Origin of the sequence: Gilliamella sp. wkB195, assembly GCF_001690445.1 — a bacterium.
Classification (GTDB): domain Bacteria; phylum Pseudomonadota; class Gammaproteobacteria; order Enterobacterales; family Orbaceae; genus Gilliamella; species Gilliamella apicola_E.
The window spans coordinates 118,380-141,586 of the sequence record NZ_LZGP01000011.1 but is presented as its reverse complement, the minus strand read 5'-3'; the positions used below and the strand labels follow the sequence as shown (position 1 = coordinate 141,586).

General features: G+C 35.8%; 23 protein-coding genes and 1 riboswitch. Of the genes, 10 read left to right on the top strand and 13 right to left on the bottom strand.

Features of this window, described 5'->3' with window-relative positions; genetic code table 11:
* Nucleotides 1-77 precede the first annotated feature (77 nt).
* Nucleotides 78-248 (top strand): Sec-independent protein translocase subunit TatA, encoded by a 171-nt coding sequence (gene tatA / locus A9G08_RS11485; RefSeq protein ID WP_141673909.1) that lies wholly within the window; start codon nt 78-80, stop codon nt 246-248.
* Nucleotides 249-262: 14 nt separating this feature from the next.
* Nucleotides 263-1,453 carry an FAD-dependent monooxygenase gene (locus A9G08_RS02840; RefSeq protein WP_065562231.1) on the top strand — a complete coding sequence of 397 codons (1,191 nt, stop codon included), beginning with the start codon at nt 263-265 and terminating at the stop codon, nt 1,451-1,453.
* Between the two features lie 33 nt (nt 1,454-1,486).
* Here A9G08_RS02840 and A9G08_RS02835 read toward each other — a convergent pair whose 3' ends face one another.
* The 5 genes from A9G08_RS02835 to raiA form a co-directional block, all read right to left on the bottom strand.
* Entirely contained in the window at nt 1,487-2,527 is a 1,041-nt protein-coding gene (locus A9G08_RS02835; protein ID WP_065562230.1) for an NADH:flavin oxidoreductase/NADH oxidase, read from the bottom strand.
* Between the two features lie 136 nt (nt 2,528-2,663).
* The gene (locus tag A9G08_RS02830; RefSeq protein WP_065562229.1) at nt 2,664-3,848 is read right to left on the bottom strand and encodes an MFS transporter; all 1,185 of its coding nucleotides are present in this window, start codon (nt 3,846-3,848) and stop codon (nt 2,664-2,666) included.
* A 74-nt stretch (nt 3,849-3,922) separates the two neighbouring features.
* Nucleotides 3,923-4,957 (bottom strand): A/G-specific adenine glycosylase, encoded by a 1,035-nt coding sequence (mutY, locus tag A9G08_RS02825; protein WP_065562228.1) that lies wholly within the window; start codon nt 4,955-4,957, stop codon nt 3,923-3,925.
* Nucleotides 4,957-6,108 carry a bifunctional chorismate mutase/prephenate dehydratase gene (gene pheA, locus A9G08_RS02820; RefSeq protein WP_065562227.1) on the bottom strand — a complete coding sequence of 384 codons (1,152 nt, stop codon included), beginning with the start codon at nt 6,106-6,108 and terminating at the stop codon, nt 4,957-4,959. Before pheA ends, mutY begins: the two co-directional genes overlap by 1 nt.
* A 94-nt stretch (nt 6,109-6,202) precedes the next feature.
* Entirely contained in the window at nt 6,203-6,532 is a 330-nt protein-coding gene (gene raiA / locus A9G08_RS02815; protein WP_065562226.1) for a ribosome-associated translation inhibitor RaiA, read from the bottom strand.
* A 246-nt stretch (nt 6,533-6,778) separates the two neighbouring features.
* Here raiA and trmJ point away from each other — a divergent pair, with 246 nt between their 5' ends.
* Nucleotides 6,779-7,516 (top strand): tRNA (cytosine(32)/uridine(32)-2'-O)-methyltransferase TrmJ, encoded by a 738-nt coding sequence (gene trmJ, locus A9G08_RS02810; RefSeq protein ID WP_081299459.1) that lies wholly within the window; start codon nt 6,779-6,781, stop codon nt 7,514-7,516.
* Nucleotides 7,517-7,563: 47 nt separating this feature from the next.
* Here the strand turns inward: trmJ and cysS are convergent, their stop codons facing one another.
* The 5 genes from cysS to mog form a co-directional block, all read right to left on the bottom strand.
* Nucleotides 7,564-8,955, bottom strand: a complete 1,392-nt coding sequence (cysS, locus tag A9G08_RS02805) for a cysteine--tRNA ligase (protein WP_065562225.1) — start codon at nt 8,953-8,955, stop codon at nt 7,564-7,566.
* A gap of 533 nt (nt 8,956-9,488) precedes the next feature.
* Entirely contained in the window at nt 9,489-9,731 is a 243-nt protein-coding gene (locus tag A9G08_RS02800) for a GlsB/YeaQ/YmgE family stress response membrane protein (protein WP_065562224.1), read from the bottom strand.
* 296 nt (nt 9,732-10,027) lie between these two features.
* On the bottom strand, nt 10,028-11,389 hold the full coding sequence (gene lysC / locus A9G08_RS02795) for a lysine-sensitive aspartokinase 3 (RefSeq protein ID WP_065562223.1): 1,362 nt from the start codon (nt 11,387-11,389) through the stop codon (nt 10,028-10,030).
* Between the two features lie 74 nt (nt 11,390-11,463).
* Nucleotides 11,464-11,638, bottom strand: a riboswitch (Lysine riboswitch).
* Nucleotides 11,639-11,735: 97 nt separating this feature from the next.
* Nucleotides 11,736-12,194, bottom strand: a complete 459-nt coding sequence (gene argR, locus A9G08_RS02790; protein WP_065562222.1) for a transcriptional regulator ArgR — start codon at nt 12,192-12,194, stop codon at nt 11,736-11,738.
* A 184-nt stretch (nt 12,195-12,378) separates the two neighbouring features.
* Nucleotides 12,379-12,957 (bottom strand): molybdopterin adenylyltransferase, encoded by a 579-nt coding sequence (gene mog / locus A9G08_RS02785; protein WP_218058380.1) that lies wholly within the window; start codon nt 12,955-12,957, stop codon nt 12,379-12,381.
* Between the two features lie 111 nt (nt 12,958-13,068).
* Here mog and A9G08_RS02780 point away from each other — a divergent pair, with 111 nt between their 5' ends.
* Nucleotides 13,069-14,007, top strand: a complete 939-nt coding sequence (locus tag A9G08_RS02780) for an ABC transporter ATP-binding protein (protein WP_065562220.1) — start codon at nt 13,069-13,071, stop codon at nt 14,005-14,007.
* Nucleotides 14,000-14,770, top strand: coding sequence for an ABC transporter permease (locus tag A9G08_RS02775; RefSeq protein ID WP_065562219.1), 771 nt, complete (start codon nt 14,000-14,002; stop codon nt 14,768-14,770). The genes A9G08_RS02780 and A9G08_RS02775 overlap by 8 nt, the downstream gene beginning before the upstream one ends.
* A gap of 46 nt (nt 14,771-14,816) precedes the next feature.
* On the opposite strand, the gene A9G08_RS02770 is transcribed toward A9G08_RS02775, so the two are convergent.
* The 3 genes from A9G08_RS02770 to accB form a co-directional block, all read right to left on the bottom strand.
* Nucleotides 14,817-15,455 carry a bifunctional 4-hydroxy-2-oxoglutarate aldolase/2-dehydro-3-deoxy-phosphogluconate aldolase gene (locus tag A9G08_RS02770; RefSeq protein ID WP_065562218.1) on the bottom strand — a complete coding sequence of 213 codons (639 nt, stop codon included), beginning with the start codon at nt 15,453-15,455 and terminating at the stop codon, nt 14,817-14,819.
* Nucleotides 15,456-15,520: 65 nt separating this feature from the next.
* Nucleotides 15,521-16,867: an acetyl-CoA carboxylase biotin carboxylase subunit gene (gene accC, locus A9G08_RS02765; protein WP_065562217.1), complete on the bottom strand. Its 1,347-nt coding sequence runs from the start codon at nt 16,865-16,867 to the stop codon at nt 15,521-15,523.
* A 40-nt stretch (nt 16,868-16,907) separates the two neighbouring features.
* Nucleotides 16,908-17,363, bottom strand: coding sequence for an acetyl-CoA carboxylase biotin carboxyl carrier protein (gene accB / locus A9G08_RS02760; RefSeq protein WP_065562216.1), 456 nt, complete (start codon nt 17,361-17,363; stop codon nt 16,908-16,910).
* A gap of 368 nt (nt 17,364-17,731) precedes the next feature.
* Between accB and A9G08_RS02755 the strand changes: the two genes are divergently transcribed.
* The 5 genes from A9G08_RS02755 (at nt 17,732) to tldD (ending at nt 23,200) form a co-directional block, all read left to right on the top strand.
* Complete coding sequence (locus tag A9G08_RS02755; RefSeq protein ID WP_065562215.1) at nt 17,732-18,775, top strand: rod shape-determining protein; 1,044 nt, start codon at nt 17,732-17,734, stop codon at nt 18,773-18,775.
* 109 nt (nt 18,776-18,884) lie between these two features.
* Nucleotides 18,885-19,724 carry a rod shape-determining protein MreC gene (gene mreC / locus A9G08_RS02750; RefSeq protein ID WP_065562214.1) on the top strand — a complete coding sequence of 280 codons (840 nt, stop codon included), beginning with the start codon at nt 18,885-18,887 and terminating at the stop codon, nt 19,722-19,724.
* Nucleotides 19,714-20,205: a rod shape-determining protein MreD gene (gene mreD, locus A9G08_RS02745; protein ID WP_065562213.1), complete on the top strand. Its 492-nt coding sequence runs from the start codon at nt 19,714-19,716 to the stop codon at nt 20,203-20,205. The genes mreC and mreD overlap by 11 nt, the downstream gene beginning before the upstream one ends.
* Nucleotides 20,206-20,217: 12 nt before the next feature.
* Complete coding sequence (gene rng / locus A9G08_RS02740; protein WP_065562212.1) at nt 20,218-21,693, top strand: ribonuclease G; 1,476 nt, start codon at nt 20,218-20,220, stop codon at nt 21,691-21,693.
* Between the two features lie 49 nt (nt 21,694-21,742).
* Nucleotides 21,743-23,200 (top strand): metalloprotease TldD, encoded by a 1,458-nt coding sequence (gene tldD, locus A9G08_RS02735; protein WP_065562211.1) that lies wholly within the window; start codon nt 21,743-21,745, stop codon nt 23,198-23,200.
* The last annotated feature ends 7 nt before the right edge of the window (nt 23,201-23,207 follow it).

The window sequence follows — 23,207 nt, the reverse complement described above, 5'->3', positions numbered from 1 at the left end:
AATCAATTCCAATATTTAATAATCTATTTGTTCGTTTAACTTGTTCAAATAGCGATACATTTTTAAATGAGGTTTTAATTATGTCATTTAGCATTCCACATCTATTAGTTTTTCTTGCCGTGGTGGTTCTCATTTTCGGAACAAAGAAGTTACGTAATTTAGGTTCTGATCTTGGTTCAGCATTGAAAGGTTTTAAAAAAGCGATGAATGATGATGTTGAAGATGATAATAAGCTTGATAAGAAATAACCCTATTTATTGATATGAAAACGCAATTTGATGTGGCCATCGTTGGTGGTGGATTGGTTGGTTTAGCAACTGCATGTGCTCTTAGCCAATCTAATTTAACTGTAGCTATTGTTGATGTTAACGTTAATGATAATCAAAATTTTGCTTTTGACGAAATAGGAATTAGAGCTTCTGCAATTAATGGCGCAAGTCAGCAATATTTTTCTCAAATTGGTATTTGGAACGATTTATGTGCGAGCGAACGTGTTCATGCTTTTAGCGAGATCGGAGTTTGGGAAAAAAACGGTTTAGCGCATCTTACTGCACGTGCTAAAGATTATGGTTATCCAAATCTTGGGTATATCATCGAAAATAATTTAATTTCTTACTACCTGTATCAACATGCTCAAGCAAATTCAAATATCACTATTTTCAATTTGTCCGCTATAGATAATAACTATAATGAAGATTATGCTTTTTTAACGCTTTCGGATAATACTCGGTTACAAGCAAAACTGATTATAGGTGCTGATGGCGCACACTCTTGGCTGCGCAGACAGGAAAAAATTTCTGTGTTTGAGCGTGATTACCTTCATCATGCAGTGATTACAACCGTTGAAACACAATATCCTCACCAAGCATGTGCTAGGCAGATTTTTTATCCCAATGGTATTGTGGCATTTTTACCACTTTGGCAACCCAATTACAGTTGTTTAGTATGGTCAACTAAACCAGAGCAAGCAGCTATTTTAACTTCGTTAACTGAATCTGAGTTTTGCCAAGAGCTGTTTAAATTAAGCGGTGATAAAGTAGGACAATGTCAGTTGGTCAATCCGAGAATGGTGTTTCCATTAAAAGCCCGGTTTGCAAAACAATTTATTAAACATCGATTAGTGCTAATTGGTGATGCTGCCCATACTATTCATCCATTGGCTGGTCAAGGAGTTAATTTAGGATTTGAAGATTCTGCATTATTGGTGGCAACCATTAATAAACTTATTGATGAACATAAAGATATTGGTTTAGTAGAAAACTTAAAATCATTCCAATTCACTCGCCGTAAAGATGCTTTAGTCATGTTAACTGCAATGCGAACTATTCAAGATATGTTTAATGGCGATAATGCTTTTAAAAAAATGGTGAGAACAGTTGGGATGAACGCAATTGATAACTTTTCGCCAATAAAGAAACGTCTCATCAAATATGCCATGAAAATTGTAAATTAATCCTGTAGCTAACACTACAGGATTATCATTAGTTTATTTAAAAGCTACTTGATAAGATGTTGGGATAAATGGAGATGCTGGAATTCTTAGCGGCCAGTAAGGATCTTTCAATAAACCTCGACCAATTGCAACTAAATCAGCATCGCCAGTACTTAATACATAATCAGCAAGATAAGGGTCTTCAAGCATACCAACAGTAATAATTGGCAAATTAGTGACCTTCCTAATAGCTCGCGCTAAATAAACCTGGTATCCAGCATGAAATAGAGGCGTATGCTTTGGATCTAACTGACCATCACCACCGCCACTCACATCTAAAACATCTGCGCCTGCTTGTGCAAAACGTTTAGCAATTTGGCAACCATAATTAATATCGTAACCATTAGTACCGTATTCTTGAGCCGAAAACCGAACAATTAGTGGCATATCTTTTGGCATCACTGATTTTGCTGCTTTAATTACTTGTTCACCAAATAATAATTTATCCTTACCATATTCGTCCGTTCTAATATTCGTTTTTGATGAGCTGAATTGATGGATTAAATAACCATGTGCGCCGTGTATTTCAATTGCGTCAAAACCTGCTTCAACCGCACGTTTGGTTGATTGTTTAAATTTTTCGATAATATCAGCGATTTCACTTTTGGTTAATTCTCTTGGCATTTGATATTGCCATTTTGGATTCGCTTCGACGTTCCCATCATAGCGGATAGGTGAACAGGATACGACGTCAGACTCTCCCAAAGCTTTACGTCCTGCATGGGCAATTTGAATAGCGATTTTTGCTTCTTGAGCATGAACCGCATCAACGATACGTTTAAGCTGATCGCGTTGTTCATCATTCCATAAACCTAAGCAATTTGGCGATATTCGACCATTTGGAGCAATATTGGTCATTTCTAAAATTATTAAACCCACTCCACCAACCGCTCGTGAAACATAATGAACAAAGTGCCAATCATTAGCCAATCCGTCTTTTGCTTGATATTGACACATCGGCGGCATAACAATACGATTTTTGAGTGATAAATTTTTTACTTTAAATGGCGTATTAATATAGGCTATTTTAGCCATGGATGGCTCCTGTTTTTATTAATGGTGCAAATGTTTAAGATAACTGACGAATAGTATATAGTGTTTAAAAACGGAATATTAGAGCAAATAAACGTTAAAAAACCCCGTTCCTCAACTTTTTTTGCAATTAAATCGTTTATGGTTTGCGAACTGATTTAAGATAATAGAGCCAACATAATAAACCCAATAATCCTAAAACTGTTCCAGCAATAATTATCGCGATCCAACCATAGTTGCTATACAGATAAGTGGAAGCGATAGAACCCAACATGCCTCCGATAAAATAACTTACCATATAACCCGTGTTCATACGACTACGTGCTTCTGGGCGAATTTGATAAATGGCATTCATGTTTGATACATGAGTAACTTGAACAGCAAAATCCAGCAATACTACCCCAATAATTAAGGCTAAAAGTGAATATTCAGCAAGAGAAAGTGGTACCCATGAAGCAAGAAGTAATATTAGGCCAATGGTTGTAGCTAAAAAGCCTTTTCCTTTGTCGGATAATTTGCCAACTATAGGTGAACCTAGTGCACCAGCGGCACCGGCTAGACCGAATAAACCGATTATAAAATCAGAATAATAGTAAGGTTTATTACTTAATAAAAAGGCAAGTGGTGTCCATAACAGTGAAAATAATGCAAAGGAAATAACTGCCAATAATGAGCGAATTCGTAAAACAGGTTCTTGTTTATATAGTGAGCCAATTGATAATAATAGTTGAAAATAGTTAATACTGATGGTGTTATTATAAGTTGGTAATGATAACCAAAGTAGCAAAGTAACAATGATCATTACTGACGCGGCAATCCAATAAACATAATGCCAATCAGTCATCGAAGAAACAAAACCAGCGAATGCGCGACCTAATAATATACCTAGCAACATGCCACTCATCAATGTACCGACAATTTTACCTCGATGCTCTGGTCGTGATAGTGTTGCGGCAAATGGAATTAATACTTGGGCTACGGTTGAAAATAGACCTGTCATAGCGGTACCAAGCAAAAGTAACCATAAGTTTTGTGAAGTTGCACTAATAATTAGCCCACAGGTTGATAATATCATCAAGGTCAATATTAATCGTTTACGTTCTATTTTGTCACCCAGTGGGGTAATGAACAGCAAGCCAACAGCATAACTAAATTGTGCAGCCATAATGATAAAACCTGCATGTTTAATTGCAATATGTAAATCATTAGTTATCGAGTGTAATAGTGGTTGTGCATAATAATTACTCGCTACCGCGACGCCAATGGCAAATGCCATTAGGAATACTAGCCATGCAGATAGCCCTTGAGCTTGTTTGCTATTCATAATAAACAATTTAGAAAATAAATAATGTGTAATTATATATCAAAAGGTTGTTAGATACTGATAGATTGTGTTGATTATTGATTTAATAGATTATAAATAGGTGTTGCTAAGCCAATTTTTGCATTTTCCGATTTTAGTTTATACCAATAACCATTCGATTCATCTAGACATTTAGTATTGCCTTTGATCTCACAGTAAATAGGCACAATATCTAAATGAAAATGGCTAAAAGTATGTCGAAATGCAATTAACTGTTTGGGTTTGCTAGTTTTAATACCATGGCTGTCTAGCCAGTCAGTTAATGCTTGCTCGCTTGCAAATTGTGGTAAACAATATAATCCGCCCCAAATACCAGCAGGCGGTCTTTTTTCAAGCCAAATCATGTTGTCATGTTCAAGCATTAAAAAGTAGGCGGTTTTTTCAGGAATAGTCTTTTTAGGTTTTTTAGTTGGATATTGTTGCCAACTGTCGGTCTTATAAGCAATACATAATTGATGTAAAGGGCATAAAGTGCATTTGGGTTTAGAACGAGTACAAACCATTGCACCAATATCCATCATGGCTTGATTAAATTTAGCAACTTCATTTTTAGGCGTGACTTGCTCACTTAATTGCCAAAGTTGATTTTCGACATTTTTATTACCAGGCCATCCGTCTATAGCAAAAGTTCGGGTTAAAACCCGTTTTACGTTACCATCTAATATTGGATAATGTTGATTTTGTGATAGAGATAGGATAGCCCCGGCGGTTGAGCGCCCAACGCCTGGTAAGGCGATAACATCCTCAAATTTGGTTGGAAATTTTCCCCCAAACTTGTCAGCAATAACTTGTGCTGCTTTATGTAAATTACGAGCACGTGCATAATAACCAAGGCCAGTCCAAAGATGTAAGATATCGTCAATTGGAGCCTTAGCTAAATCGGTAATTTTAGGAAACTGTTTAATAAAGCGCTTAAAGTATGGAATAACAGTTGCAACTTGTGTTTGCTGCAGCATAACCTCTGACAACCAAACATGATAAGGGCTTTTTTCAATTTGCCATGGTAATGATTTTCTGCCGTACTGTTCATACCAGTTGAGTACGGCATTTGAAAAACTTAAGTTAGTCATTACATAACAGCGGTAATAGAATCACTAGGATAACAACCAAGCACTTTAGTATATAAAGTGATGGAAGCTAATTCTTTAAGTGCGATCTGCATTTCGTAATCGTTAATATTACCTTGTAAATCAATATAAAACATCTCTTCCCAAGATGTGCCATGGATAGGGCGTGATTCAAGTTTTGTCATAACAATATTATGATTACGTAATACGGATAAAGCATCTACCAAAGCCCCAGCTTGTTGGCCCGTTTTCATCAAGATTGTAGTTTTGGCCGGAATTTGATCGGAAACTTCAATCGATTCACGCGATAACACTATAAAGCGGGTGATATTTTCTTTTTGATTAGCAAAATTGTGCTCCAGAACTTGTAAGCCATATAATTCACCACCGTCTTTATTTCCCATAGCTGCAATGTTTGGTTGATTTAATTTAGCTACGGTTTCCATTGCTGACGAAGTGCTATCACAATAAACAATTTTCCAATGCGGATACTTTTCTAAAAAATTACTACATTGTTGGAATGGTTGCGGGTGGCTATAAATAGTATCTATTTGCTCAAGTTTGGTGTTAGGAAGAGCTAAAATGCAGTGATCAATCATTAAGGATAGTTCACCAATAATATGTAAATTGGTTTTTTGTAACAAATCATACACTTCATTAATAGATCCCGAACTCGAGTTTTCTATTGGTACAATTCCATAATCAACAACTTTTGATTCAATCTTTTCAAAAACATCTTTAAATGTATTACAACTTGATTCAGTCAATTGATCAAAATGGGCACTAGCATAACGGCGAGTTGCTGAATGTGAATATGAACCTTTTGGTCCTAAGAAAGCAATTTTAGCTGATGAGATAACGCCTTGGTTGAGTTTTTCTTGTAAAAACTTCTGTTGTAGTAGAACCGAATCTTCAATAATAATTTGGTATAAACGTTTAATTAATAGGTCATCAAGATGATATTGTTTACCTTGTTCGATTAATGCCTTAATCAATGAACGTTCACGATCTAAATCACGCACAGGGATATTTGCTTTTATTTTAGCCTGGATAACTTCGGCTGAAATTTGGCGTCTTTCAGCAATAATTTCAATTAATTTTTGATCAAGTTGGTTAATTTTGTTTCGTAAAGGCAATAAAGGGCTGGTTGTCATATTCATTAATAGATTAAAAATTCGATGGGTAATATTATAACAAGCAAAAAAATAAAGGCACTATTAAAGTGCCTTTTTGTTAAATTATAAATTATTATTCTTCTTCAATTACTGTATTTTTAATACTGTCAAATGCACGGCGCGACTCACCTTTATGTTGGAGTTTATTTAGTTGTCTTTCAAGTTTACCAACTAAATCATTAATTGCAGCATACATGTCAGTGTGTTTAGCGGAAGCAACTAGTGGCGAGCCTTTGGTTGCAATGGTTGCATCAATAATAAATCCATCGGGCTCTTTAGATAAGATAAAGTGAGGATTGATTAGTAGAGCTCTCCATTTATCTAATTTCGAAAACTTATCTTCAAGATAACTACGAATTGCAGGAGTAATGTCCATTTGTTTACTTGTGATACTTAAAGTCATAATTGACCTCCACTATGTTTACTTACTAATTGAGCTATTATTATATTGATTACATTGACAAATTTTTCACATTTAGTCAATAGGTTATTGAGTTTATATTAAGATTTTTGTGACTTTTGTCTAAAATAATTTATTGGTATTTGATATTAAGCAGCACAGAACTGCTTTTAATCTGTTTTTTATTATATACTGTGGTTTATTTAGATTGATTTAAAGTATTAAGTTTAGTTATTTAATGAGGAATATGTGAGCTATTTAGATAATGTTAAGATTGTTTTAGTTGAAACTTCGCATACTGGTAATATGGGGTCTGCTGCTCGTGCAATGAAAACGATGGGATTAACTCGTTTATGTTTAGTGAACCCTGTAATAAAACCCGATTCCCAATCGATTTCACTGGCCGCCGGGGCGAGTGATATTATCAAACAGGCACAGATTTTTTCATCCCTTGAAGAGGCGGTAGCCGATTGTTCATTGGTTATAGGTACCAGTGCGCGTCCTAGAAGTTTGCAATGGCCAAACTTAACCCCGAAAGAGTGTGGCGACAAAATTATTGCTGAAACCGCGCATCATGCTCAAGTGGCTTTAGTTTTTGGTCGAGAAAGAGTTGGATTAACTAATGATGAATTACAAAAGTGCCATTTTCATGTTGGTATTCCAGCTAATCCAGATTATAGCTCTTTAAATTTAGCTATGTCAGTTCAGGTTCTAACTTACGAAATTCGAATGTCAATGTTGTCAACTTTAGAGGCATCTTTAAAACATGATGATGATAATCTGAATGAGGTTCAGTATCCTAAAAGCGAAGATATTGAACGGTTTTATCAGCATTTAGAGCATACGTTATTAAAAACCGGATTTATTAATCCTAATCATCCTGGGCAGATTATGGGTCGTTTACGTAGATTATTTACGCGAGCTGGAATTGAACAGCAAGAACTCAATATTTTACGGGGAATTTTAACGTCAATAGATAAAAAATAGTGAGATTAGTCCCCTAGTTTTGTGTAAATCTAGGGGATTTTTTATTATTAAGTTTTTTTACGCCAAGTTGTGCCGTTAGCACCATCTTCTAAAATAATATTCATTTGATTTAGTTTATCTCGAGCTTCATCAGCTAAAGCCCAATTCTTACTTGCTCGAGCATCTTTGCGTTGTTTAATTAACGCTTCAATTAGCTGTGTATCTTCATCATCTTGACTATTACCTTGTAAGAATTTAACCGGATCTTGTCCAAGTAAACCAAGTACAGAAGATAAATAACGTAACTCAGCAGCTAGTTCATTAGCTAATGGCATGTTATTTTCTGCTTTAGCTTTGTTGATCTCTCGAGCCAAATCAAATAGAGTTGAATAAGCTTCTGGAGTATTGAAATCATCATCCATTGCCTGACAAAATTGTCGATGATAATCGCTATCTGGCGTGTTGTGCGGATAGTTAGCATCGGTGTCTCTCAAAGCCGTATAAAGTCTTTCTAAAGCGGTACGAGCTTGTTTTAGATTTTCTTCACTATAGTTAAGTTGACTACGATAATGGCCTGATAATAAGAAATATCGAACAGTTTCAGCATCATAATGTTTTAAAACATCACGGATAGTGAAAAAGTTATTCAGTGATTTGGACATTTTCTCTTGGTCTATCATTACCATGCCTGAGTGCATCCAATAATTTACATATTGGCCATTATGGGCACAGGTTGATTGGGCAATTTCGTTTTCATGATGTGGGAACATTAAGTCAGAACCACCGCCATGAATATCAAAATGGTTGCCTAATTGATGGCTATTCATTGCAGAGCATTCAATGTGCCAACCAGGTCGACCTTTTCCCCATGGTGAATCCCAGCTTGGTTCGTTGGGTTTTGACATCTTCCAGAGAACGAAGTCCATTGGATTATGTTTTACGTCCACTACATCAACTCGAGCACCTGCTTGTAACTGTTCTAAATTTTGGCGTGATAAAATACCGTAGTTAGGATCACTATCTACCGAAAACATCACATCTCCATTGTCAGCAATATAAGCGTGATTTTTTCTTATTAACTCTTCAACAAGTTCAATGATTTGTGACATATGACGAGTTGCTCGAGGTTCGACATCGGGTCGTTTGATATTAAGTGCATCGAAATCGGCATACATCTCATTTAACATGCGTTCAGTTAATTCGTCACAAGTTTCACCATTTTCTAATGCACGCTTGATGATCTTGTCATCGACATCGGTAATATTACGAACATAAGTGAGATCGTAACCTAAAAAACGTAAATAACGAGTAACGACATCAAATGCGACAAAAGTACGGCCATGGCCAATGTGGCATAGATCGTAGATAGTAACACCACAAACATATAGCCCAACTTTATTTGGTGTAATTGGTTTAAATATTTCTTTCTCACGTGATAATGTATTAAATATTTTGAGCATTTTATCCTGCAGAATAAATTTGATAAATTTTAGTGTTTAATATAACAAAAAACTGGAAGTGGCGAAATTACTTCTTATAATCTCGTGAAATAAATTAAATGGAATTAATTGATGATATCAAAATTTGGGGTAGAGGCTTTCGGGCTAATTTTAATGATTATATTCACTGCCTTTCAAGTTATTTGTATTGCAATAGGCTTTAAATTTGATAATCGCTTAGAAAAATTACTATTTTGTTTACGTGGATTCTTTTAGCAATAGTATTCTTTGAGGTTTTTGTTAACAAGGATTTAGGAGGCCTTGGCAATATAGAATATTATAAGTTTATTGCACTTTTTGTTGGTGTTTTGGCATGTCTTCTAGCGTCTTTTGCTAATTTATCACTCACTATCATATATATATATATTAATTTTGATACTTTAAAAGCTACTTAAGTTAATAGGTTTTAAACATCGATATAAATGAGAGAACTTTGGTTGGATAGATGAGTGAAAATTGGCGAGTAAACTCGCCAATTTAAATTACTATTGAATTTATTTAAAAAGGCGGTAAAGATAAATAAGTAAAATAGAACCAAGCACAGAGATAAACAAGCTTGGGAAGTTAAAACCAGTCACACTACCCCAACCAAAGAAGGTACTGATATAACCGCCGACTAATGCACCAGCTACACCAAGTAGGATAGTTTTTATCACACCAACACGGCCTAATGGCATAAAAAACTTAGCGATCCATCCAGCAATTAATCCTAGAATAATCCAGCTTAAAATACCCATGATAATTTCCTTCGTCTAATTAAGTTGAAAGTTACTAGTATAGCTAAAAAATAACGATGATAGTTGTTGAACAGATATTAATAAAACGTAAAATTTACAGCTTTAAAAATTGTTATCTAAATATGAAGAAAAATGATTATTATGTAGAACAGTATGAAGCTATAAATGTATGAAACACAAATTCATACAAATATTAGGCGTAGTTTACAATTATTTTTTCAAATATTCTAGGTATTTTGTTTAATTGTCGATTTATATGATTAATGATTAGGAGCGAAATCGCCCCTGATATTAAACTATTCGAAAATCGTTTTGTGTAGAACCTTTATTACATCTTCAGCATCATTGCTTCTTGCTAGAAGGCAAAGATTATGGGTGCTAGCACCGTAACAACAAAGTCGAATAATAAAGTCATCTAAAGCGCCAAAGACTTCTTTAGCGATACCTTTTGTTGTGGTTAGATTGTTACCAATGATGGCAATTAGTGCTAAATCTTCTTCAACTTCAACATGGCAAACTGTTGATAATTCATCGAATAATGCTTTTGTTAGTAGGCTATTTCCATTGGTATTAGTGCCTGTAGTATCAATGGTTAATGCGATACTAACTTCAGAGGTGGTGACTAAATCAACCGAGATATTATGTTTAGCCAATATGGTAAATACATTAGCTAAAAAACCTTGTGCGTGTAGCATATTTAAGCTAGTTAAGGTCAATAATGTTTGTTTGCGACGAAGCGCTAACGCTCTAAATGAGGGTAGTGCAGATTTTATGCTATGTGTGTTATAGACGATTGTTCCACCTGCTTCTGGTGCTTTACTTGAGCCAACAAAGACTGGAATATTGCTACGTACCGCAGGGACAAGTGTTGCAGGGTGTAGAACTTTAGCGCCAAAGGTCGCCATTTCAGCTGCTTCAGCAAAAGATATTTCGTCAATTCGTTTCGCACCTGATGTGATACGAGGATCGGTGGTATAAATACCAGCAACATCGGTCCAAATGTCTATTTGTGTGGCGTTTAAAGCCTCACCAAGAAGAGCTGCGGTATAATCACTACCACCACGACCTAAAGTTGTGGTTTTGCCTGTACTTTCACTACCAATGAATCCTTGAGTAACGACGATAGCTTCTGGATTCAAAGATTTCAAATGTGCACAGCAAAGTTGTTTAATTTCGTCAATTTTAGGTACGGCTTTACCGAATTTATCATCAGTTCGCATGACTTTGCGTACATCAAACCAAATGGCGTTTTTTTGCTTTTCTTTTAATATTTCGACAAATAGCTTTGATGACATTATTTCGCCATGACTGACTAATTCATCCGTCAAAGCAGGAGATGTTGCTAAACTGGCTGCTTCTGATAATGAGGCAATATTGGCAATTATTTGGTCAATTTCAGCGCCTAGGGTTGGATTTTCAGGAAGATTTTCTAATATGCTGTATTGAATCGATTGAATTTTAGCGATATGTTTTGCTCTAACATTGGCATCACGACCTTCAGCTAATGCTACCAGTAAATTTGTTATACCTGCAGAGGCAGACAACACAACAACTTTGACACTAGGATTAGCTATAACAATATTGGCACTATTAACCATTGCAGGATAATCTGCAACGCTCGTACCGCCAAACTTAGCAATTATAAATGATGTTTCCATGTATTCCTCATATTAAAAATTTTTATTTTTAACAGAGATAGAGCGGGCATGTCCTAATACAGTTAAAAAAATACATACCATGAAGCGCTCCACCTGTTAGGGTGACAACCCAAGGGATTCAGCCCTTGCAGTCGATTTAATTGCTTTCTGGAATAACAATTAAATCTCGGCATTACATCCCCTCAATCATTTATTTGCGGCTCCAGTCCCTAAAATGATCTGCCTGAGTAATGCGCCTCTTCTTTATTTCATTTTTAGTGTCGTATAGGATTAACGATTTTGCCAAGTGTGTCAATAGGTTAAATATTAAAAAAAATTATAGGGCTCAATTAAAATAAACTGTTAATTATAAACTTCGCTCAAATAATTCAATAATCGTTTGATATAGTTTTTTTACAGTACAATCTTTAGTTGGTGTGCTAAAAATCGTATCATCACCGGCAATTGAACCTAAAATCCCTTCTGATTTACCGATTGAATCTAACAACCTCGCAATAAGCTGAGCTGCGCCTGGGCTTGTTCGAATAACAACCATTGAACTATTGTAATCAATATCTAACACTAAATTTTTTAATGGACTGCTTGTTGTTGGAACACTCATTTCAGCAGGTAAACAATAAACCATCTCAGATTTTGCGTTGCGAGTTCTTACAGCGCCAAATTTAGTTAACATTCGCGATACTTTAGATTGATTTATATTATCAAATCCTTGTTCTTGTAAGGCTTGTACGATACCTATCTGAGAACTAAACTTTTCTTGTAAAAGCATTTCTTTGAAAGTTTTAGTGAGATCTTTTTGTTTCATACTGTTCCTTTAAATTTAATTTATGACTAACTGATTAAAACAATAAGTCATATTAACGGGTTAACTAAAATGCTTGATTACGGTCAGTTATTTTTAATGATTGCTAATTAAGCTAGAGTGCTTATAAAGCTTCATTCAAATATTGAATATAATCTACATAATTATGCATGATATTTGCATAAAATTAAAGATTAGATTTTATAGCATTTTTGGGACGAAATGATTTAATGATGTGATCATGTGTTTCGATGTAAGGACCTTCTAGCAGATCAATACAATATGGAATACATGCAAATATGCCAGTAACAATAGTGTTACCTTCATCATCCTTTACACCTTCAAGTGTTTCCTTGATTGATTTTGGTCGACCTGGTAAATTCAAAATTAAACATTGCTTACGAATAACACCAACTTGTCTGGATAAGATCGCAGTTGGAACAAAATGTAAACTAATCTGCCGCATCTGTTCGCCAAATCCGGGCATTATTCTATCTGCGATAGCTAAAGTTGCGTCAGGTGTTACATCTCTTATTGCTGGTCCTGTACCGCCTGTGGTTAAAATCAGATTACATTGCAAATCATCAACCAATTCGCATAATGTTTTTTCAATGATGATTTGTTCATCGGGAATAATGCGTTGTTCGGTAATAAAAGCTGTTTTCAATGCAGATTTTAACCATGATAACAATGCTGGAATACCTTCATCTTGATAAACGCCTTGTGATGCTCTATCTGATATTGAAACTAATCCAATTTTAACCATAACATTTATTCCTTAATCCATATATTTATCTAAATATTAAACAATATTGTCAATTGATTAAACATGATATCATATTATTCAAATAGCAATTTACTCAATTAGGATACATTTATGTCGTCAACACCTGCACTAGAACTTATAGCGCTAAAGAAAAAATATAAAAATGGTGTAGAAGCATTAATAGGAATTAATTTAACTGTAGCGGCAGGAGATTTTTATGCTTTGCTTGGACCAAATGGTGCAGGTAAGTCAACCACCATTGGTATTATTAGCTCTTTAGTTACTAAAACCTCAGGCCAAGTTAAAATCTTTGGCTATGACTTAGATACAGATCTTGTTAATGCAAAAAGACAATTAGGACTTGTTCCTCAGGAATTTAACTTTAACCAATTTGAAGAAGTAATCCAAATTGTTACCAATCAAGGTGGTTACTATGGGTTGCCACGAAAATTGGCTTTACAACGAGCTGAAAAGTATCTGCGTATTTTAGATTTATGGGATAAACGACATAGTAGAGCTAATATGTTATCAGGTGGGATGAAAAGACGACTAATGATAGCTCGCGCACTTGTCCACGAACCTAAATTATTAATTCTGGATGAACCTACTGCTGGGGTTGATATAGAGTTACGTCGTTCCATGTGGGATTTTCTACGTGAGATTAATAAACAAGGCATCACCATTATATTAACCACGCATTATTTAGAAGAAGCAGAAATGCTTTGCCGTCACATTGGTATAATCCAGCACGGAGAATTAATTGCTAACTCTTCAATGCGTGATTTACTAGCAAAAAGTCAATCTGAAACAATTATTATTGATTATGTACCAACATCAACACCAATCTCCCTTAAAGGGTATAATTATACTGATATTGAATCTGGCATGTTAGAAGTAAACGTAGATAAACAACAAGGATTAAATCAGTTATTTGAACAACTCAATCAACAAAACATAAAAGTGATTAGTGTTCGTAATAAAGCTAATCGATTAGAAGAATTATTTGTAGATTTGTTGCGAAATGATACCAAAGGAGCTATTGATGAATAATTTATATTGGATTGCCTTAAAAAGTATTTGGCGTAAAGAAGTTACCCGATTTTTAAGAATTTGGATCCAAACACTGATTCCTCCTGTTATTACAATGTCACTATATTTTATTATTTTCGGTAATTTAATCGGTTCGCGAGTTGGTGATATGGGTGGCTTTAGTTATATGGCATTCATTGTGCCAGGCTTAATTATGATGTCGGTCATAACCAATTCATATACAAACGTCTGTTCTTCATTTTTTAGTGCTAAATTTCAACGTAATATTGAAGAAATACTAGTTGCCCCTGTTCCGACTCATATTATTATTTGGGGATATGTTGGTGGTGGTGTAATGCGTGGTTTATTAACTGGTGTGTTGGTCACTGCTGTATCGTTATTTTTTGTTAGATATGAAGTTCATTCGTGGACTTTTGTAGTTTTCACCTTATTATTAACCTCAATTTTGTTTTCATTAGCTGGATTGTTAAATGCAGTATTTGCAAAATCATTTGATGATATAAGTATTATTCCAACCTTTGTATTAACACCGTTAACTTACTTGGGCGGAGTTTTTTATTCAATCACTATGTTACCGACTTTTTGGCAATGGGTTTCTAAACTTAATCCTATTGTTTATATGATCAATGGTTTTCGCTATGGTTTTTTAGGTATTAGTGATGTTTCATTAGTTATTACTTTTTCGATGCTTATATTATTTGTTAGCATTTTATATTTTATAGCATGGCGAATAATTGAAAGTGGAAGAGGGCTTAGAAGTTAGACAAATCAGACTAAACCGCCGACTTATATCGGCGGTAAGATAAAACTTATTTTGCTCCTGCAACGGCTTCTTTTGCCATTTCAGTAATTTTAGCAAAATCACCTTTAGCAATTGCATCAGTTGGAATAAACCAAGTTCCACCAACGCAAAGAACATTATCAAGCGCTAAATAATCGCGATAGTTTTTAGGATTCACACCACCTGTCGGGCAGAATTTCATATAACCACAAGGACCAGCAAATGCTTTTAACGCAGCAACACCGCCATTAATTTCAGCTGGGAAGAATTTTAATGCAGTTAAACCATATTCTTGAGCTGTTAATAATTCTGAAATGGTTGCAATCCCAGGAATAACTGGCACAGGGCCTTCAACTGCTGCTTTTAAAATAGAGTCAGTAATACCCGGAGTGATGATAAATTCTACACCCGCCTCAGTTACTTGTTTAAGTTGCTCTACTGTGGTTACAGTACCGGCACCGACTACAGCTTCTGGAACTTCGTTAATAATTTTCTTAATTGCGTCAAGTGCACAAGCTGTTCTTAATGTGACTTCTAAAACCTTCACTCCACCAGCAATCAATGCTTTTGCTAAAGGAACGGCATCTTCTAAACGCTCAATAACAATAACAGGAACTACTGGACCTAATGTTAAAATTTCTTCAGCGCTTTTTTTCCAATTTTTCATATGTATTACCTATACTTTATTTACTTCTATACAGCAATAAGCCCTCAAATTATTGAGGGCTTATTTTACTCATAAATACCTAATTTCTTTTCTAAATAGTGAATGTTCGTGCCACCTTTTATGAAGCCTTCATCATTTAAAATCTCTAGATGAAGTTCGATATTGGTTTTTATACCATCAATAACCAGTTCTGCTAATGCATTCTTCATGCGGGCAATAGCGACTTCACGAGTTTCACCATAGGCGATTAATTTACCGATCATTGAATCATAATATGGTGGTACAGTATAGCCAGCATATATATGTGATTCCCAACGGATACCAAATCCCCCCGGAGCATGGAAACGTGTTATTTTGCCCGGAGATGGCATAAATGTTTTAGGATCTTCGGCATTGATTCGGCATTCAATTGCATGGCCTTTAATTTCAATGTCACTTTGCTTAATTGACAAAGGTTGTCCAGCTGCAATCAGAATTTGTTCACGAATAAGATCAACTCCAGTAACCATTTCAGTAACTGGGTGTTCTACTTGAATACGAGTATTCATTTCGATGAAGTAGAATTCACCATTTTCAAATAAGAACTCAAAAGTACCTGCACCACGATATCCAATCTCGATACATGCATTAACACAACGTTCACCGATGAATTTACGCATTTTCGGTGTAATACCAACCGCTGGTGCTTCTTCAAGTACTTTTTGGTGACGTCTTTGCATTGAACAATCGCGTTCACCTAAATAAACTGCATGACCTTGTCCATCAGATAAAACCTGTATTTCGATATGGCGTGGGTTTTCTAGGAATTTTTCCATGTAAACCATATCATTATTAAATGCGGTTTTTGCTTCAAGTTTAGTCATTTTGATTGATTGTTCGAGATCTTTTTCTTCACGAACAATACGCATTCCACGACCACCGCCGCCGCCGGACGCTTTAATAATAACTGGATAACCAATTTTTTTAGCAATTTGCTTATTAAGGTCCATATTACTGCCAAGAGGACCATCAGAACCAGGAACACAAGGTACGCCTGCTTTTTTCATTGCTTCAATGGCTGAAACTTTATCACCCATTAAACGAATAGTATCAGGTTTTGGACCGATAAATATAAAGCCTGAACGTTCAACTTGTTCAGCAAAATCCGCATTTTCTGATAAAAATCCATATCCAGGATGAATAGCTGCTGCGCCGGTTACTTCGGCAGCAGAGATTAATGCAGGGATATTAAGATAACTTTTGGCTGAAGCTGCTGGACCTATACAAACGGTTTCGTCTGCAAGTAGCACATGTTTTAAGTCTTTATCTGCCGAAGAGTGAACAGCGACAGTTTTAATTCCAAGTTCTTTACATGCTCTTAAAATACGAAGAGCGATTTCTCCGCGGTTAGCAATAAGAATTTTATCAAGCATATTCAATCTCTTAATCGTCTAAGTTAACAAATAATTCTGATTATTCAATAATGAATAGTGGTTGATCGAATTCAACTGGTTGACCATTTTCAACTAAGATAGCTTTAATAGTCCCTGCTTTTTCTGATTCAATTTGGTTCATCATTTTCATTGCTTCAACAATGCAAAGCACATCACCAACATTTACAGACTGACCGACTTCAACAAATGCTTTAGATTCTGGGCTTGGAGTTCGATAGAACGTACCAACCATTGGTGATTTTATGGTTGTGCCACTATTAGTTTCTGTGATGACTTCTGCTTCAACTGTAGCCGCAGTGACTGTTGGAGCAGGAACAGCAACCGGTTGGGGAATTTGAATGTTTTGCACTGGAGCTGTATAGGTAGGTGTCGACCGACTAATTCGAACCGATTCTTCACCCTCAGAAATTTCAAGCTCAGAAATACCTGATTCTTCTACTAATTCAATTAACTTTTTAATTTTACGTATATCCATGAATTACACCGTGTTTATTTGATATAAATAACAATTATTTTAATGTACCTTTAATATCTTAAAAGTAATCTTTTAATTCGATACTAAAAATAGTAACTCAACATTAACGCGGAAGGATACACTGTAAATCATAATTTGTCATTATATATCTCCTTTACAAACACTTGTTATACTATTTTCTAGGTATTATTTTTAAATTGCGATACAATATAACCCTTAATTATTATTGAGGCTGGCTGTGGTTTTTATCTGCTAAATGAACTATTATTTGTCGGATAAAATTAAAATATATATTTTGTAGACGCCTAAGTTTGCTTCTAATACTCAAATATATTTAAACAAGATTAATTCTAGGAAGAGTTTTTATTATGTTCAAAAAAGTTCGCGGCTTGTTTTCAAATGATTTATCGATTGATTTAGGTACAGCCAACACGCTTATTTATGTAAAAGGGCAAGGCATTGTGCTTAACGAACCTTCAGTTGTTGCCATTCGTCAAGATCGCTCAGGAACACCTAAAAGTGTTGCTGCCGTTGGCCATGCTGCGAAACAGATGCTAGGGCGAACACCTGGTAATATTGCAGCTATCAGACCAATGAAAGACGGTGTGATTGCAGACTTTTCCGTCACTGAAAAAATGTTACAGTATTTTATTCGACAAGTTCACAGCCATAGCTTCTTAAGACCAAGCCCTCGTGTATTGGTTTGTGTGCCAGTTGGCGCAACACAAGTGGAACGTCGTGCTATTCGTGAATCAGCATTAGGTGCTGGTGCTCGTGAAGTTTATTTAATTGAAGAGCCAATGGCTGCGGCAATTGGTGCTGATTTACCAGTTTCTGCACCAACTGGTTCAATGGTTGTTGATATCGGTGGCGGTACAACAGAAGTTGCTGTTATTTCATTAAATGGTGTAGTTTATTCCGCTTCTGCACGCATTGGTGGAGACCGTTTTGATGAAGCAATAATCAATTATGTTCGTCGCAATTATGGTGCATTAATTGGTGAAGCGACCGCAGAAAAAATTAAACACTTCATTGGAAGTGCTTATCCAGGTGATGAAGTCCTTGAAATCGAAGTACGTGGTCGTAACTTAGCTGAAGGTGTGCCACGTAGTTTTACACTAAATTCGAATGAAATCTTAGAAGCATTACAAGAGCCATTAAGTGGTATTGTTAGTGCTGTTAAAGTTGCTCTAGAACAGTGTCCTCCAGAACTAGCTTCTGATATTTCAGAACATGGTATGGTATTAACTGGTGGTGGTGCATTATTACGTAATATTGATAAATTATTATCTGCTGAAACAGGGATTCACGTTGTTGTAGCTGAAGACCCACTTACTTGCGTAGCTCGTGGTGGTGGTAAGGCTCTTGATATGGTAGATATGCATGGTGGTGATCTCTTCAGTGAAGAGTAATAATATTACTAGCAAGTAACGAATATTTCATTTTTTCCGCCGACATTGTCGGCGGAGTCATATCTTAAAATAGTTAAATTCTAGATATATAACAGGTAAATACTGGACAATGAAATTACTTTTTTCTAAACGTTCGCCTCTGAGTGTTCAATTATTTATATCACTGGCACTCGCTTTGACGTTAATAGTGCTAGATATCAATTATCGTCCTTTTAAAGAGGTTCGTTATTATTTAGATACCTTAATTTCGCCACTTTATCATGTTTCAAATGCACCAAAATCATCATTTGATTCGCTGTATGAAATGTCGAAAACACAAGAGACACTAATTAAAGAAAATGCAGAACTGCAAGAAACCTTAATGCAACAAAAAAGTAATCTATTATTACTTGAACATTTAAAGCATGAAAATGACCGCCTAAGAGGGCTATTAGGTTCACCTTTAAGACACGATGAACATAAAATGGCTGCTCAAGTATTATTAGCAGATACTGATCCTTACGTTTATCAGGTGGTAATTAATAAAGGTAAAAATGACGGTGTATATATAGGTCAGCCGGTAGTAGATGAAAAAGGTATCGTTGGACAAATTTATCAAACCGCTCAATCAACAAGCCGAGCGATCTTAGTTTGTGATTATCAACATGCAATTCCAGTACAAGTATTAAGAAATGATATTTCAATGGTAGCTGTTGGTAATGGATGCAGTAACGATTTAACGCTTGATTTTTTACCTAACAATGTTGATGTCAAAGTTGGTGATGTTTTAGTCACTTCTGGGCTTGATGGTCGCTTCCCAGAAGGGTACCCAGTGGCTGTCGTTAGTTCAGTAAAGCTTGATATAAGTGATTCCACCCCCATTATTTCTGCTACGCCAACCGCAGATTTAAAACGTTTACGTTATCTACTGTTATTGTGGGGCGATCAAGGAGTAAAACATGAGGGGTAATAATCGAATTAGTATACTGGTTATTTGGTTAACGTTGCTAATTGGCTTATGTGTACAAATCATACCGTGGTCACCTGAATATAATATGTTTAAGCCACATTTATTAATGTTAATTATGGCCTATTGGTTAATAGCATTACCGCACCGAATTGGTATGGGCATGGCATTTTTATTAGGTATCATTTTAGATCTATTCTCAGGATCGCTTTTAGGTATTCACGCATTTATTTTTTCATGCCTGGCTTATTTGTTAATGTTTAAATTCCAGTTAATCCGTAATTTAGCTTTATGGCAACAATCAATTATTATTTTTGCCGTTTCGCTTTGTTATAATATATTAGTATTTCTGTTTCAAGTTAGTATTTATCATACCATAACGATTTCACCTTTAATTTTAGTATCTAGTTTTGTTGATGGGGTATTATGGATAGTGATTTATCTATTCTTACGACTAATAAGACGGAACTTTGCTATTAATTAATAAGGGATCATTATGTCTGTCGAATTATTAATGAACGTAACGCCATCAGAAACTCGGGTGGCATATATTGAAGATGGGATATTACAAGAAATCCACGTAGATCGTGAATCACGTCGTGGTATTGTCGGTAATATCTATAAAGGCAAAATCATTCGTATTTTACCGGGTATGCAAGCTGCGTTTGTTGATATCGGTCTTGAAAAAGCTGCTTTTTTGCACGCTTCGGATATCATGCCGCATACCGAATGCGTATCGGACAGTGAACAAGAACAGTTTCAAGTTAAAGATATTTCTGAATTGGTACGTCAAGGCCAAGATTTAATGGTACAAGTTGTTAAAGATCCTTTGGGGACTAAAGGTGCCAGACTTACTACAGATATAACTTTACCTTCGCGTTATTTAGTTTTAATGCCTGGTCCAAACTCTGCTCATGTAGCGACATCGCAACGAATTGAATCGGAAGAAGAGCGTGAAAGGCTAAAAAAAATTGTTGAACAATATGTTACCGATGAAAGTGGTTTTATTGTTAGAACTGCTGCCGAAGGAGCAAATGCTCACGAACTTGAACAAGATGCCAATTTTTTAAAACGTTTATGGGCAAAAATTCAAGAACGAATGGCGCGTCCAATCAGCAAATATTTAGTCTATGGTGAGCTTGCTTTATCTCAGCGAGTATTACGGGATTTTGTTGGCGACCCAATTGAACGAATTTTGGTTGACTCTAAACTTACTTATGATTTGTTGGTTGAGTTTACACAGGAATTTATGCCAGAAGTTACCAACAAATTAACCCATTATCGCGGTAATATCCCTATTTTCGATCTGTATGATATTGAAAACGAAATTCAACGAGCGTTAGACCGTAAAGTCAAATTAAAATCGGGTGGTTATTTAATTATTGATCAAACCGAAGCTATGACGACCATTGATATTAATACTGGTGCATTTGTAGGTCATCGTAATTTAGAAGAAACTATTTTCAACACCAATATCGAAGCAACCATTGCGATTGCGCGTCAATTACGATTACGCAATTTAGGCGGTATTATCATTATCGATTTTATTGATATGCAAGAAGATATTCACCGTGAACGAGTGTTACTATCTTTACAAGACTTTTTAGCCAAAGACCGAGCACGAACATCCGTGAACACTTTCTCTGGTTTGGGGTTAGTTGAAATGACACGTAAGCGGACTCGAGAAAGTATTGGTCATATACTTTGTGAAGAGTGTCCTGCATGTAAAGGTCGAGGGATTGTTAAATCAGTAGAAACGGTTTGTAATGAAATACTCCGTGAAATTGTTCGTATATACAAAGCTCACCGCTCTGAATACTTTTTGGTTTATGCCTCAGCTGCAGTGGCTAATGCATTAACGACGGATGAATCACATGCGCTAGCAGAAGTTGAAGTGTTTGTTGGCAAACGTGTTGAAGTAAAAGTTGAACCACTTTATATTCAAGAACAATATGATGTAGTACTTATGTAATAATAAATTTTACAGTTTTTATATTGATAATCATTAGATTAAGGAATTTATGAACGTAGCCCAAGTGAGTGAACGGTTACTCAATCCAAATAACTTAAATCAGCAAGATATAGTAAATTTGCTTGATATGCTTAGTTCAAGGCAAATTGATTTTGGTGATTTATATTTTTTATCTGGTTATTACGAAAGTTGGTCTCTTGAAGATAGCATTATTAAAAATGCCTCTTTTCATCGCGATCAAGGTGTTGGTGTTAGAGCGATTATTGGTGAAAAAACAGGATTTGCCTATACTGATCAGCTTTCTTTAGCTCGATTAGAGCAAAGTGTATTAGCCGCAAACTCTATTACTAAAAATCAAACACCCATTATGGTTACTCCATTTAAAACGGCTAACAATATCATCAAGTATCCATCGCTTAATCCGATAAATAGCTTTTCTCAAGAGCAAAAAATTGCCTTATTACACCAAGTTGATAAGTTAGCACGTTCAATTGATCCAAGAGTCATTGAAGTTTCAGCAAGCTTAATTGGTAGTTATGAAGACATTTTAATCGCTGGCACTGATGGTACCTTATGTGCAGATGTTAGGCCTTTAGTTCGCTTATCAGTATCCGTTCTTGTCGAACAAGATGGTAAACGTGAACGAGGGAGTAGTGGCGGTGGTGGTCGATTTAGTTATGACTATTTTTTAACGACTAACGCGAAAACAGGTGAAAGTCATGTAGATAGTTATACCCGAGAAGCAGTGCGTCAAGCTTTAGTTTTGCTCTCAGCCAAACCGGCTCCAGCAGGCACCATGCCAGTTGTTTTAGGTGCAGGTTGGCCAGGTGTGTTACTTCACGAAGCAGTAGGACACGGGTTAGAGGGAGACTTTAATCGTAAAAATAGTTCTGTGTTTTCAGGAAAAATTGGCGAACAAGTTACCTCAGAGCTTTGTACTATCGTTGATGATGGAACCATTGAAAATCGTCGCGGTTCACTCTCTATTGATGATGAAGGTACGCCAAGTCAAAAAACGGTATTAATCGAAAACGGTGTTTTAAAAGGCTACATGTTTGATAAGCTAAACGCAAAATTAATGAATTGCCATTCGACTGGCAATGGTCGCCGTGAAGGGTACGCCTGTTTACCAATGCCTAGAATGACCAATACCTACATGCTAGCGGGAACATCGAGTTTTGATGAAATAATCCAAAGTGTAGATTATGGACTATATGCACCTAATTTTGCAGGTGGGCAAGTCGATATAACTTCAGGAAAATTTGTCTTCTCAACTTCAGAAGCCTATTTAATTGAAAAAGGTAAAATTACTACAGCGGTCACAGGTGCAACGCTTATTGGATCAGGTATTGAAACGATGCAACAGATTTCAATGGTAGGCAATGATCTCGAACTTGATCCAGGTGTTGGTGTTTGTGGTAAAGCAGGGCAAAGCGTTCCTGTTGGAGTTGGTCAACCGACTTTAAAAGTGAATAATTTAACCGTAGGTGGTACTATTAACCACTAATAATAAT